Origin of the sequence: Dyadobacter sp. CY312, from assembly GCF_021390535.1 — a bacterium.
GTDB lineage: Bacteria > Bacteroidota > Bacteroidia > Cytophagales > Spirosomataceae > Dyadobacter.
This window is the reverse complement of record NZ_JAJUXG010000005.1, coordinates 312,240-327,164: the sequence shown is the minus strand read 5'-3', so window position 1 is coordinate 327,164 and position 14,925 is coordinate 312,240. Positions and strand designations below refer to the sequence as shown.

Here is a 14,925-nt window from a genome sequence, read left to right as displayed (position 1 = left end):
AAAAAATAAAAGAAACAAACCCCGCGGAACTCAGCGCCTTAAACGCTGTGAACTCTGTGGTAAAATATATAAACAATCAGAAAAATGTCAAACAAAGTCGCTCTAATTACCGGTGTTACCGGCCAGGATGGTGCCTACCTCACCGAACTATTACTTGAAAAAGGATATACGGTACATGGTATCAAACGTCGTAGTTCCCTGTTTAACACGGATCGCATTGATCACCTGTATCAGGATCCACACGTAGACAACGCCAAACTGGTCCTGCATTATGGCGACCTGACTGACTCGATGAACCTGACCAGGATCATTCAGGAAGTACAACCTGACGAAATTTACAACCTGGCTGCTATGAGCCATGTACAGGTAAGTTTTGAAATGCCGGAGTACACAGCCAATGCAGATGGTATCGGTACACTCCGCATCCTTGAGGCAGTTCGTTTGTTGGGTTTGACTAAAAAAACCAAAATATACCAGGCATCCACCTCCGAGCTTTACGGATTGGTACAGGCCGTTCCACAATCCGAATCGACTCCCTTTTACCCCCGTTCCCCTTATGCAGTAGCTAAAATGTATGCTTACTGGATCACTGTGAACTACCGTGAAGCCTATGGCATGTTTGCGTCCAACGGTATCCTTTTCAATCACGAGTCTCCCCTGCGCGGCGAAACTTTTGTAACCAGAAAGATCACCCGCGCAGCAGCCAAAATCGTCTTGGGATTACAGGATTGCCTATATATGGGTAACATAGATGCACAACGTGACTGGGGTCATGCCAAAGATTACGTAGAAGCTATGTACCTCATTTTACAGCAGGAAACTTCTGAGGACTTTGTAATTGCAACCGGCGTAACTACACGCGTTCGAGAGTTTATTCGCAAAACGTTTGCATTCCTCGGTGTGGAAGTAACCTTTGACGGAACAGAAGAAAACGAAGTGGGAACAATTGCTTATGTAGATGTAGCACGCCTTGCTGAACTGGGTATACAAGGAGGAGAACATCTGAAACCAGGTACAACAGTTCTTAAAATTGACCCAAGATACTACCGCCCCACAGAAGTGGAATTATTGATTGGCGACCCAACCAAGTCCAACGAAAAACTGGGCTGGAAACCAAAACACACCTTGGATACTTTGATTGAAGATATGGCAACCTCCGATCTTCGGTTGTTCCAGAAGGACCAATTGTTGTTGAAAGAAGGCTTTGGGGTTTTGAATTATTTTGAATGATGTCTAGCATTATAGTCAATAATTAACATTTAACTCAACGACTTATGAAAAAAGACCTAATTGCTCTAATACAGGGCGGACAAATACCTCAGGGCCATGTTCGCGTGAGTGGCGCAAAGAATGCAGCTACCCGTTTGTTGGCAGCATCCTTAATTGCGGATGAAAAAGTAAAGCTGGAAAATTTTCCTACGGAACTGGTTGATGCCAGGTATAAAATTGATTTCATCAATAAGAGTGGCGGAAAAGTCACAATCAACGAGAAAGAACAATACCTTGAAATTGACCCCACAAACTACTCAGATATTCTATTGGATAGCTACGATTATCCTATAAGAACCACTTATCTTCTCGTAGCCGGGCTAATCAAACGATCTGGAATAGCACGCATTCCATACCCAGGAGGTTGTAAAATTGGAAGTCGTGGCTACGATCTTCATATCATGGTTTGGGAAAAATTAGGTGCCAAGGTAACAGAGAAGCCTGACTACATTGAGATATCAGCTCCCCATGGATTCAGCTCTGGCGAAATTAATTTTCCTATCTCCACAATTGGGGGAACTGAAAATGCATTGATATGTGCATCCACGATTGATGGTGAAACCATTATTCGTAATGCATACATCTCCCCGGAAATAGAAAATCAAATTGCCTTTTTAAGAACTCTCGGTGCCAAAATTGATGTAGTCGGAAATAGTTTCGTTCGTGTTGTCGGAAGCAGATACCTCCGGGGTTCTATATTCCGGGTAATGCCGGATCGTATAGAAGCATTGACATGGATTGTCTACGGCATTTTATCCAAAGGCAGAATCACTATTGAAGATGTACCATTCTCTACCATGGAGATACCCCTCATACATCTGGCAGAAGCAGGAATTGATATTTATCGTAACCAAAGTAACGTCATTGTGTCTCAGGAATGTCTCACCAATGGCAGCATTCAACCTTTCGAACTTGCGTGTGGGACACACCCAGGAATCATTTCTGATATGCAACCCTTTTACGTGCTGTTAGGACTTCATGCGGATGGGAAAAGTAAGATTTACGATTATCGTTATCCGGAGCGCTTGAAATATTGCGAAGAATTAAGCAAGTTTTATGAGGGTGGCTTGAAGTGGGAATATGGCTCAATCACTACCTATGGTAAAAAGAAAATACAAAATGCAACTGCTCAGTCAACTGATCTGAGAGGAAGTATGGCTTTGGTAATGGCTGGTCTGCTTGCAGAAGGTGATTCTGAAGTTTACAATGTTGAGATGGCACTCAGAGGATACAATAACCTCGAAGGTAAATTGAAAAATTTAGGTATAAATATCGAAATTACTGAAGCCGTATCGATTTAAATTAAAAGAACCTCACATTGAGTTCATTTACAAATGACCTGATTGCTGTTTTAAAGAGCAGGGTAACGGTAATTGGTTGCGGCTTGATAACAAGTGTAATCACAGCTAGATATCTAGGTCCTTCGGGAAATGGAATAGTTGCGACTCTCACTGTATACCCGGATCTTTTCATGGTGATCGGATCTTTGGGTATACGCCAATCAGCGGCTTACTTTATTGGACAAAAAAAATATTCCGATGATGCTATCTTTTCGTCTGTGCTTAATGTATGGCTCTTTACAAGTCTTTTCTGCATCGCCTCGTGCTTTCTATTGCTCAAGTATGCCGTAAAGGGGAACTATGACAGCGCATTGATTTTTCTGGCTTTGTTACCGATACCTTTTTCTCTATTTAACACATATTCCTCCGGTGTATTTTTGGGTAAGAATATGATTAAGGACTTCAACACGGTAAACTGGGTTCCAAATGTAGTTAAGTTGATTGCCTTTTTAATTCTCATAGTCTTACTACCCTGGGGAGTTAAGGGAGCTATTATTGGAATTGGAGCCGGTTATATGTTTCTGACATATTTTGTCTGGGGAAAAGTAAAAAACATAGTTAAAATACAATGGAGCTGGAATTTTCAGATTCTAAAGGAAATGTTAAGCTTAGGTATTATTTATGCAGTTTCCTTATTAATTATCAGCTTAAACTATAAGGCTAACATAATGCTTCTTCAAAGGTTATCTTCGGAGTATGAAGTTGGTATTTACTCGAAGGGAGTCTCAATTGTGGAATATCTATGGGAAGTTCCTACTCTGCTAAGCACAATAATTTTTGCCCGTAGTGTGACTTCAACTGACCCAAAGTTATTTTCCGAAAAAGTATGTCAGTTATTACGAATATGCTTTGTGGTAATTTTCTGTATGTCCGTTGTGTTTTACTTTATTTCCGAGTTTTTGATGGTCACGATGTATGGATCGCCATTCAAAGCAAGTTCAGAAGTTCAAAAAATACTATTGCCTGGAATCCTGCTAATGACAATTTTTAAGGTTCTTAACATGGATCTAGCCGGAAAGGGCAAACCATGGATGGCTGTAATTGCTGCCTTGCCAGCCTTGTTACTCAACGTGTTTTTGAACTGGCTTTGGGACGAACAATATGGCGCCAAGGGAGCAGCGATGGCCTCTACCATCAGTTATACTGTCAGCGCGATTATATTTCTAATCATGTATTCAAGATATGTTCAAATACCCATAAAAAGCATCGTGAAAATTTCACTTAACGATTTTAATTTTTTGGATAAGTATATAAATAAATTGAGACGCTAATTATATTCATCCAAAATGAAGACATTTCAAAATTTCGATTTAACCGACTATAATTCATATAAAATAAAGGCGGTTTGTAAGACGGCATACTTTCCGGATACAGATGACGATATTCATAGGTTATTCTCAAACGTAGCTCAAAAAAAAATCCTATTAGGCGGAGGTTACAACGTTCTGCTTTCAAAGGACTACTATGATACCGAGTTTGTAATTTTTTCCGGTAATTATAACAAAATGGAACTAGTCGGTGAAGAGTCAATTCTTTGTGAAGCAGGCTGCGACATGAAAGAATTAAGCGAATTTGCTCTTTCCTGTGAGTTAAGCGGTCTGGAAATTTTCTTTGATATTCCTAGTTCGTTGGGCGGAGCAGTTGTCATGAACGCTGGCGCAGGCGGTGAAGATATTCAGACTGTTCTTGATAAAGTATGGTACTATAATCCAGGTTCCGGAAGGATTGAAGAGATAACAAAAGAAGAAATTGGATTTGAGTATAGAAACAGCTTTTTTCAAAAAAATCCTGAAATGATCGTCTGCCGTACGTTACTTAGTCTTAAAAAGAACAATCCGTCGGTTATTCGAGAGAAAATGGACACAATCAAAGCTGCAAGATGGGCCAAACAACCGAGAGAATTCCCTAACGCTGGAAGTGTCTTTAAGAGACCTCCTGGAAGGTTTGTAGGGCCAATGATTGACGAACTTGGGCTGAAAGGATATACGGTTGGAGGGGCGAAGATTTCGGAGAAGCACAGTGGATTCATAGTTAATTGCAATAATGCATGTGGTCATGATATAATCGCAATAATAGTATATGTTAAGGAGAGAATAAGAACCTCTTTTGGTGTTGAACTAGATATTGAACAACGCATTATCTAAATGACTAAATACTAATTAAATACATGTAACATGGCCAAAGTTATAGTTATAACAGGATATTACAATAGAGATTGGTGCGTAGATGATTCAATGAAAAGTCTTCTTAGCCAAACTTTTGACGATTACAAGATAGTCGCTTTCGATGATTGTTCAAAAGACAATACTTATGAGCAATTAAAAAAATACACATCTAACAAGTTTCATGCTATTAGATTTGAATCTAACATGGGATTTGTCAACGGCATGATTCATATTATAGATAACTATTGTAAGGAAGCTGAATATATCTTGGTACATGGATCAGGAGACATCGCAATGCCTACCTTAATCTCTGAAGAAGTCGATATTCTCGACTCCGACAGATCGCTAGTTGCAGTAAGTTGTGAAACGAAAGATATAGATCCAGTCACCGGTAAGTGGTTTATTGCTAAGAGAAAAGAGATCACAACACACCAAGACTTGATAAAGGAAAATATACTGACCCACGGTGGAACTATGATTAGAAAATCAGATTACCATAAATGTGGGGGTTATTCCTCAACCTTTATTTACTCACAGGATTATGATTTATGGCTTAAATTATCCAAGCTGGGCAACATACGTGTGATCCCCAAAATTTTATACCAAAGAATGGCATATTTGGATGGTGCATCTGTCAAACCAGAAAGATTTGTTCAACAAGCATTTTTTGCAAAATTAGCAAAGGACCTTAATGACCTTAAAGCTGAAGAAAGACTAAAAATTGAAGAAAACGTGAAAAGAAATGGGGTGACAAAAATTGTCCAAATTGACTCCGCAATAAAAAAAGCGATTTTTAAGCATTTTCATTCAATGATACTTAAAGGCCATAATCTCAATGAGGTGCCATTCGTCGAACACTCAGATTCCTACCGCAAAACTTACTTCAAAATTGTATCAGAATTGTACAAAATTAGTACTTTCAAAGCATGCTTATCTAGTATTTACAAACTAAAAAAGTATTTCGATAAATGACAATTAATATCACCGCTTGTTTGTTGGTAATAATTAGTCCCTGTCAAGTAGATTTTTTTTAACAATGAGCAAAATTGCATATTTGATTTTAGCGCACACCGATCCAGATCATTTGAATCGATTAATAAATTCTTTAAACTATAATTGCGATTTTTACATACATATTGATGGTAAAAGTAGTTTAGAATACTTCTCCGAATTGTCCCAATATTCCAATGTAACCTTCTGTTTAGAGAGGAAAAGTATTTATTGGGCTGATAGATCTATGATAGATGCGACATTGGAATTGATTAAAATTGCTCTCGCAAGTAACAATTCATATTGTCATCTAACTTTGATATCAGGCTACTGCTATCCAATTAAAACTGCAAATGATATCAGCAGTTTTCTAAATTCTTCAAAAGACAAACAGTTTATGAAATTTGTTGACATGAGGAATTGCGAAAAATATATTTCATTTGTTAAGAATAAATGGTTCAAGGAGCCGTTTTATAAAGGTAGCTCACTTCCTATAATTTATTTAGATAAAATATTGAGGAGGCTTATGAATATGTTACAATTAAAAAATAAATGGAATATTCATTTAGTACCTTATTTTGGTTCTCAGTGGTGGGCTTTAACTCCAGAATGTTGCAGGTATATTCTGGACTATCTTGCTAGTAATCCCATGTATTATGAGAAATTCAAATACAGTTTTTCCCCAGATGAGCATTTTTTTCACACTATTATAGGAAACTCTCCATTCGCATCTCAATGTTCTGGCGAGATAGCTATACAAGAGAATCGTGGAGAAAATGAATACTATTTAACAAATTTGCATTTTACAGATCCATCGTTATTAAAATGGTTCACAACAAAAGATTTTGACAAGATTTTGCTTTCCGAAAAACTATTTGTAAGAAAAGTGAGTAGTTCTAAAAGTATAAGTTTAATTGACAAATTGGATACAACCATTCACAATTCAGATTGTTCTAAACATATATGATACTTTTCTTCAGGATTATTGTGGATCTCCTATGGAGTTACAAAATATTTACGATTACAATAAGTATTGTTGCTTTTATTCTGGCAATACAGAAAATTTTAAAGTATAAGTTTAAAAAAAAGGAAATACCTATATATTCAACTATAGTTGTATTTATAATCTTGCTAACAACTGCGCTGTTAAAAGACTTTTCTAGTTCATCTATTGTTATTTGGGGCAAAGTTTTTTTCTCATTAACACTTTTCCTCCTTGGAGTTCACAATAACTCTCTTTACAAAGACTCTAAAAATATTGCAAAACTTAGTATCATTATAGTTAGCCTCCACTTTATCATGGCTTTGCTTGGTATAGGATATAAACACTGGGGAGCTACTAATACATTTTCGGGTTTATATTTTTTTAAGACCGATTTGGCTCTGTCGATGGTGATCTGCCTAATATATATATTGTATTTCTTTAAACCAAAGCGTGACATAATAAAGATAGTTATAGTAGCTCTCACAATCTATTTGGTATTTATTTCAAATGCGAGAATGCACCTATTGTCTTCGTTTCTAATTGTAGCTTTGTACCTTATTCGTAGGCAGGTTGTAACTAATCCTTTGAGAACTTTTTTTATAGGAGCCCCTATTCTTTCATTCTCCTTCGTGGCAATATTAACAATTATAGTTTTATTCGTACCGAAAGGATTTTTAACGATTGACTTTGACAACTTTTACAGTGATAGCAACATGCAAGGAAGAAACCAAATATGGGATATATTGCTAAATCAATTTTACAGATCTGACATATACGACAGGATATTTGGACTAGGTTTGAATGCCGATGTAAAAATCAATCTTCTATATGGCTCGTCTGAAGAAGTTTATAATGCACATAACGGATTTTTATACTTGCTTGTTTCCACAGGATATACTGGCCTTACTCTATTCTTGTTATTAGGCTATCTTTTCATGAAGAGGTTTGTGAGGCTTACTCGTCCTAAAACTAGCAGTGCTCATGCAGAAACATTTTTAATGACTTTTTTATCATTTTTATTGCTTTTTTATATATCTAGTTTATCAACGGTAAGTATTATATTTCAGCAACAAACATGGTTCTTCTTTTTTTGGTGTGGCGTCCTGTACAATAGTGCCTATTTTGCAAAAAAAAATTACGCTATAATTAGCGATAAACGGATGGATGTCACTAGCGAAAGAAATTTATCTATTCCCCATATATAAATGTTCTTCTAATTACTGATCGCAATAGTTAGTATAAAGATTGTCATATCTGGCTCATACATAGATCGCATAAAAACAAACGATAAGATTGATTACCAACCTGAGAAACATAAAGAACATATACACGTGAGAATTCTTCTAGTACATACATTTTACCAAATAAAAGGAGGGGAAGATAGCGTTTTCAGGCAAGAAATTGACTTATTGTCAAAATCACATGAAGTTCAAAGTATTACTTTTCAAAATAGAACTGGATGGCGTGGAGCTATCCAATTTCTTATATCGATTTGGAATATCTCTAATGCTAATATTCTTAGACGAAAAATAGTTGCGTTTAAACCGGACATCATCCACATTCACAATTTACATTTTGCTATAGGTCCTATTGCAATATTAGTAGCTAAGAAATTCGATATTCCTGTTGTTTTAACACTACACAACTTTCGCCTCTTGTGCCCCTCGGGAATCCTACAACACAAAGGAAGTTTATTCCTAAGCAGCCTCACAGAACCTTTTCCATGGAAAGCCGTCCGAAATCGTGTTTATCGAAATTCCTATTTTCAAACGTTTTGGTTATCACTAATCGTTTGGTTTCATAGACAGATCGGAACTTGGATCAAGGTTGATCAGTATATAGTCTTAACTGACTTTGCCAAAGAACTTTTTTTAAATTCAGTTTTAAACATAAATGTAGATAGCATATCCGTCAAACCTAACTTTATTGAAAAACCTTCTTACTCGGCACACCCTAGAAACAATACATTTTTATTTGTTGGTAGACTTATGGAAGAAAAGGGAATAGCCTGTTTGATAAATGCATTTAAGGATTCAGGGAACTGTCTTAAAATAGCTGGTAGCGGCCCCCTTTTGAACTTGGTAGAAGAAACTTGTGCCAATTATAAGAACTTTGAATATCTTGGTAATTTGGATAAAGTAGAAGTCTTGGCTGCTATGCAAAAATGCACAGCCTTAGTGTTTCCGTCTACCTGGTATGAAGGTATGCCAATGACCATCCTCGAAGCTTTTTCACTAGGAACTCCAGTAATCGCTTCTAACCTGGGAGCTATGCAGACAATGATTAGAGATAATCACAATGGCCTACTTTTCAAACCTGGTGATTCAGGTGACTTACAGAAAAGTATAAATTACTGGTCTTCTTTAAGTGAAGATGTCAAATATACATTTAGAGAAAATGCAAAACAGACATTTGAAGAAAAATACACGGCTAAAATAAATAATGAAATTTTAAAAAGGATTTACAATCGAGTTCTAGATTAATAATACTATAGTTATTGTAGTAGTTAAAATAACTTAGGGCACAAAAATATTCAATCAAATAGATGATATTCAATTACAGCATACTTATTTCAATCAGTCTGTTTTGCAATACTTTAGCTGCGAAGGATAGTCTCCAAATCTACATGTCTAAAATGGTGGTTAGCCGGCCTGACGGCTCAAAAAAATTTCCTTTTACTAGCTTTAAACAAGTTCAGAAGGCAATCCGGGTAAATGCAGGCTCCAAAATAACTGTTATCTTACGAGGAGGCGTATATGAGCTATCTGAAACTCTGATATTTACTGATGAAGATACCTCTCTGCCTTCAACCGAAGTTGAAATAACCTCATATCCGGGAGAAAAAGTTACAATAAGTGGAGGAAGAAAAATCAAAGAACAGTGGATAAAGCAGCGATCTAACATATGGAAATTAAAGCTTAAAGGTTACAATCCTGGAAAAGACTATTTTCGCACATTATATGTAGATAATCAGCCACTAACTAGGGCATCATCCGACACCTTATTTTCTACTGGACCTTTGCCACAGTATGCTAAATCTTTTAAAAAATATGACTTCAAAGCCATTGAAAAATTACGCAAAGATTCACTAGATGCATTTTGTGGCTTCAAGTATGTAAGCAAAGCACTAAATAGCTTATATGATATTTCTTCTGCTGAAGTGATTGTTTATAATAGTTGGGAAGCTTCTTGGCACACCATAAGAGATATCGACAAGAAAAATAGTATTATCACTTTCAATAATCCTGCAACGTATCCAGTGGGATTTTTTGCCCCTAGACTTCGCTTCCGTGTAGAGAATTCACTCGATTTTTTAAAGCACGCAGGCGAGTGGGTGCTCGCATCTGCATCTGGTGAGATATATTACCACGCATATCCTGGGCAAAACCCAAATGATTATGAATTTACTATACCTAATCTAGACACGCTTATCCTACTGAAAGGCAATGAACAAAAAAAAAGGCATGTACAAAATATCAGTTTTTCAAACCTAAACTTTAGTTATACTTCGGCGGCATGGGGAAAAAGTAATCTAAAAGAGGATGTAAAAGCCTTCAACTCTATCAAATTTCCATATTTGGATTTCTCCCAGGGATTTTCTTCTGCTCAGGCAGCACTTGACTGTGGTGAGGCAATACTTTTTGAATGGGCAAAAAATTGTACTTTCACAAACTGCAATTTTTCCAATTTAGGTAATTATGCCATACGTATTGGCAAATACTCTAACGATAACATTATTTCTGACTCTCAAATATCAAATATAGGCGGAGGAGGTATAATAATCGGTTTTAATGTTTCAGGTGGCAAGAGAAAGAGCATACCAGATAAAATGTCACCTTCCGGCAATAAAATTTTGCGCTGTCAAATTTCAAAATGTGGACAAATTTTTCCAGCATCCGTCGGAATTGGTATTATGCAAGCCAACAACAGTTTAATTAAGCACAATACTGTCTTCGATCTTCCGTACACGGGAATAAGTGTTGGTTGGTCATACTCCTTCGCAGACACATACACAATAAATAATTTAATTGAATATAATACAATATACTCTGTCATGAAAATACTGGCGGACGGGGGGGGCATTTACACGCTGGGGAAGCAAACTGGATCGGTCTTTCGCGGAAACCATATAAGGGATATTTTTCGCTCGCCAAATGCCGTTGGATCAACTAACAATGGTTTTTTCTTTGATGAAGGTTCTTCTGATTTTCGAGTAGACAGCAATATTGTTCTGAATATCCAAAATAAAGATATAAGATTTAATAAAACAGACACAACTCGAATAAAATTTGGTCCAAATCATTTTGAAAAATCTTCTTTTAACGATACTCTGCTCAAGTTAAAACTTGGCTCACCAATTAGATAGCCTTTTCAGGTTGTCACGTTCAGTTAATTATGAAACAGTTTTTAATATCTATAGGTATAAGTTCTGGAGACTACGAAATTTTCGTAAAACGGATTATTGACCTAGCAAAAAAGCGAACTTCGTCGTACGTCTGCGTTGCAAATGTTCATATGCTAATGGAAGCGCAAAAAGACGCGGATTTCAGTAAAATAGTTAACGACGCTGATATTTGCACTCCTGACGGTATGCCCTTAGCTAAGGCTATAAAGTTGCTGTATGGAAATGACCAAGATCGTGTTGCAGGCATGGATTTGCTTCCAGATCTATTGAAAGTGTCAGAAAAAGATGCACTAAGGGTTTACTTTTATGGAGGAACTAATGCCATGCAGGAAGCAAGTGCAAAATATGTCAAATCAGCGTTTCCTAATTTAATAGCTACGGGATTTCATAGTCCACCCTTTCGTCCGCTGACAAATGAAGAAGAATCCGAAATCATAGAAAGAATCAATGCAACCGGAACAAACCTGGTGTTTGTCGCTTTGGGCTGCCCCAAACAAGAAAAGTGGATGGCAAGCATGAAAGGCCGAATCAACGCTTGCATGATCGGAATCGGAGGCGCATTACCGGTGATGATTGGCTTGCAGGAGCGGGCTCCGGTTTGGATGCAAAAATACAGCCTCGAATGGCTCTTCCGCCTCTACCAAGAACCAGGAAGGTTGTGGAAAAGATACTTTTATACGAATTCACTTTTCCTTCTTTTGTTCGCCGGTGAGTATTTTAAAATTAAACTGCTGAGGCAAAACCAATCTTAGCCGATCATGCTGCATATCAACGAATTACACTAAAATTATAAAAACTATAACTTCAACAGTGATTAGATATTCTACAAATAAATTTATTATTTAATTTTTTGATGAATTATCATAAATTTTCAAATTTTAATAATTTTAAATAATTGATTTTCAGCAAATTGAAAATTTATTCATTTTGTCGCTATGGTTTTATTACAATATTTTTCGTAAACTTGTTGTAGAAATTATTCTACCATATTAACTAAAAACATTATGATCTCAATCGTGAGATGTAAATGCGACTGTAATATTATTCACCTTAAATAGCTGTACTATAAAGAAATAACTTTACTCAACGTCTACCTGCTCAAGAACTAATTTACTCAACGTTATCTTAAAATTTTATGAAGAACCGCCTTTCGGGAGTCCTGCCGAAGGTGCATCTATGGACAGACGTAGTCCTGCTGAATGCATCCTTCCTTATTGCGTACCTTGTACGTTTTGACGCAATTTCGGATATGCCGGATAACCGGTATGTCAACCTGCTTCTGGTTAGTAATCTTCTCTGGGTACTCTGCACCAATCTCTTTAAAACTTACCGTTTCGATCGTTTCTCTTACAGTATTAACCGACAGACCCTGAGTGTGCTGAAAACTGCCGTGATCCATGGTGGAATGATGCTTGCCTTTTTGTATTTCACCCAACAGGGCGAAAGCTACTCACGTCAGCAGTTTGCCTATTCGTATACTTTCTTTGCCATCACTGCTGTGGTTGCAAGAGTGTTTATGTTGTACAGCATACAGATATACCGCCAGGCCGGATACAATTCAAAAACGTATGCGGTTGTAGGAAAGGGGGAATTGGCTGGCATGATCGACGGCTTTTACAATGACCGCAAGGAACTTGGTTTCAAAAAATGCGGTGTATTTGAAGTGCGTGGACATGCCAATGAGCTTGACAGACTGGAACATTTCCTGGAAGATTCGCAGCCTGATTACATTTATTGCTGCCTGTCGGACATGGACGATAGCCTGGTAAAGAGCGTGATTCACGTGGCACAACGCCAGAAAACACAGGTGCGGCTGGTGCCGGATTTTCGCGGATTTATGACTAACCTGGCTTCCATTGAATACCACGACATGTATCCTGTAATTCAGGTAAATACCAAACCTTTTTCCAATGTGGAGGAAGCGACCGTGAAACGTGTGTTTGATCTAACCTTCTCCGTAGTGGTAATGCTATTTGGAGCACCTTTGTTTCTGCTTTTAATGCTTGTCGTGAGGTTGTCTTCCAAAGGCCCGATCTTCTTTTTACAGGAACGCTCCGGGCGGTGGGGAAAAATATTCAAGGTGATCAAGTTCCGTACAATGTACGCTGACTCGGAAAAATTCGGTATGCAGCATTCACAGGGTGACCACGATCCTCGCATCACGCCAATAGGACGGATCTTACGCCGTTCACGACTGGATGAATTGCCTCAGTTTTACAATGTATTGATCGGCGACATGTCGATTGTAGGTCCTCGCCCACTCTATAAATATGACGTGGATATGCTGATGGCCGAAGCACCTCACGAATTCAGAAAACTACTTACCGTAAAACCTGGCATCACGTCAATCGGACAGATCAAGGTCGGTTACGCATCGACACTGGCAGAAAACGTGGAAAGACTTCGCTACGACTTACAATACCTCAGAAAGTACAGCATCCTGACCGACGTTGCCCTCATTTTCCAGACCGTACAGGTGATGGTGCTTGGGAGAGGAAGATGATTCTGTGAGGAGGAGTGCCGGGGTGAGAAGTAAAAAGTTAACAGTAAAACACAAACCAGACGGTAAGACGGTTATGCTGCATTGAACTTCTTAACTCCATACCTCCTTAACTCCTTACTAAAAAAACACCCTACCATATATAAATCACAATTTTTTACTAAACATGCTTAAAATGAAGACTACCAAAACAAAATCGATCACAACGTTGCTATGCGCACTCGCGCTGATGCTGGTGATGTACAACTGTAAGAAGAAAGACGAGCCTTTCCCAACGGAACCACCAAAGGAGTTGGTTGACAAGATCAACGACATTGAGATTACGCCAATCACGGCTACACCACCTGCCCCTGTGGCCACTACACCAGCAGGTGTGACAGCATCTCCCGAAGCTGCGGCGCTTAGCAATGCTTTGAATGACATGGCAACAACAGGTGTAATACCAGCAAGTATTACAGCAACAGGTGCAGCAGTATCAGCTGCTATTCCGGCGGCAGACCTTGCTATACTTAGTGCGATTTCCCCTGAAACGCTTGCATCTGTAAAGGCGGGTGGAGCATTATCTCCTGCTGCACAGGCGGCGGTAGACAAGGCTTTGACAAATCCTGCTATTGCGGCATTGTTGCCTAAGTTCACTTACCCAACTGTGGGTGGACAAGTGGTTAACGGCCGTGTGGCTGCGGTTGGCGGAACAACGACTACCGCAACTACTGATGTATTAGAAAGTGGCGAAGCTATTGAAGCAGTGCTCGTTGACGATGCATGTATAGCTTCTGCTGAGAATGCTTTCCAAACTGTAAAAACGAAACTGGATGCCGCAAGAGATGCGGAAAATCTGAAAGTACAGACAACTTACTCCACAACCATTGCTCCTTATGCGGCAGAAGTAACGGCTTGCCAGGCGGCAGTTAATTACACAGCACAACGTACGGCAATTGATACTCAGGTTGCACAGGCTTTAGCTAATCTGGAAACAGCCAGAGCAATTTTGACTGCTGCCGGTCTGTATGATGTATTTGTATCCCTTATCAATGTACAGGCTGCCGGTGCTTACATTGGTATCAACAACCTGGAAGCAGCAGACAAAGCAGCATGTACTGCCTTGAGTACTGCTAAAACTGCAAGTGCAGCTGCGGCCAGAGATACGGACCTTGCAAAAGTACAGGCAGAATATTCTACCAAACTTGCTGCGGCTACCGCTGTGAAAGCTGAGTTAATAGCAAGCTGCCACAATCAGGGTGGTGGTAACTAAGAAATAACAATCATTTTCA

The 14,925-nt window shown here is 38.4% G+C and carries 12 protein-coding genes; all 12 read left to right on the top strand.

Annotated features, from left to right (window positions below; all coding sequences use genetic code 11):
* Positions 1-84 precede the first annotated feature (84 nt).
* Positions 85-1,230: a GDP-mannose 4,6-dehydratase gene (gene gmd / locus LZG71_RS08975; protein ID WP_233819201.1), complete on the top strand. Its 1,146-nt coding sequence runs from the start codon at positions 85-87 to the stop codon at positions 1,228-1,230.
* A 44-nt stretch (positions 1,231-1,274) separates the two neighbouring features.
* A complete protein-coding gene (locus LZG71_RS08970) occupies positions 1,275-2,570 on the top strand; it encodes a UDP-N-acetylglucosamine 1-carboxyvinyltransferase (RefSeq protein ID WP_233819199.1) in 1,296 nt (431 codons plus the stop codon).
* A gap of 17 nt (positions 2,571-2,587) precedes the next feature.
* Complete coding sequence (locus tag LZG71_RS08965; RefSeq protein WP_233819197.1) at positions 2,588-3,880, top strand: polysaccharide biosynthesis C-terminal domain-containing protein; 1,293 nt, start codon at positions 2,588-2,590, stop codon at positions 3,878-3,880.
* Positions 3,881-3,895: 15 nt separating this feature from the next.
* Positions 3,896-4,753, top strand: a complete 858-nt coding sequence (gene murB / locus LZG71_RS08960) for a UDP-N-acetylmuramate dehydrogenase (RefSeq protein WP_233819195.1) — start codon at positions 3,896-3,898, stop codon at positions 4,751-4,753.
* A gap of 30 nt (positions 4,754-4,783) precedes the next feature.
* Positions 4,784-5,746: a glycosyltransferase family 2 protein gene (locus LZG71_RS08955; RefSeq protein ID WP_233819193.1), complete on the top strand. Its 963-nt coding sequence runs from the start codon at positions 4,784-4,786 to the stop codon at positions 5,744-5,746.
* Between the two features lie 64 nt (positions 5,747-5,810).
* On the top strand, positions 5,811-6,731 hold the full coding sequence (locus tag LZG71_RS08950) for a beta-1,6-N-acetylglucosaminyltransferase (RefSeq protein WP_233819191.1): 921 nt from the start codon (positions 5,811-5,813) through the stop codon (positions 6,729-6,731).
* On the top strand, positions 6,728-7,954 hold the full coding sequence (locus tag LZG71_RS08945) for an O-antigen ligase (protein WP_233819189.1): 1,227 nt from the start codon (positions 6,728-6,730) through the stop codon (positions 7,952-7,954). The genes LZG71_RS08950 and LZG71_RS08945 overlap by 4 nt, the downstream gene beginning before the upstream one ends.
* A 126-nt stretch (positions 7,955-8,080) precedes the next feature.
* Positions 8,081-9,232: a glycosyltransferase gene (locus LZG71_RS08940; RefSeq protein ID WP_233819187.1), complete on the top strand. Its 1,152-nt coding sequence runs from the start codon at positions 8,081-8,083 to the stop codon at positions 9,230-9,232.
* 143 nt (positions 9,233-9,375) lie between these two features.
* Positions 9,376-11,115, top strand: a complete 1,740-nt coding sequence (locus tag LZG71_RS08935; RefSeq protein WP_233819184.1) for a right-handed parallel beta-helix repeat-containing protein — start codon at positions 9,376-9,378, stop codon at positions 11,113-11,115.
* A gap of 29 nt (positions 11,116-11,144) precedes the next feature.
* Positions 11,145-11,906, top strand: a complete 762-nt coding sequence (locus tag LZG71_RS08930; protein WP_233819182.1) for a WecB/TagA/CpsF family glycosyltransferase — start codon at positions 11,145-11,147, stop codon at positions 11,904-11,906.
* Between the two features lie 383 nt (positions 11,907-12,289).
* On the top strand, positions 12,290-13,657 hold the full coding sequence (locus LZG71_RS08925) for a sugar transferase (protein ID WP_233819180.1): 1,368 nt from the start codon (positions 12,290-12,292) through the stop codon (positions 13,655-13,657).
* A gap of 172 nt (positions 13,658-13,829) precedes the next feature.
* Positions 13,830-14,906, top strand: a complete 1,077-nt coding sequence (locus LZG71_RS08920) for a hypothetical protein (RefSeq protein ID WP_233819178.1) — start codon at positions 13,830-13,832, stop codon at positions 14,904-14,906.
* The last annotated feature ends 19 nt before the right edge of the window (positions 14,907-14,925 follow it).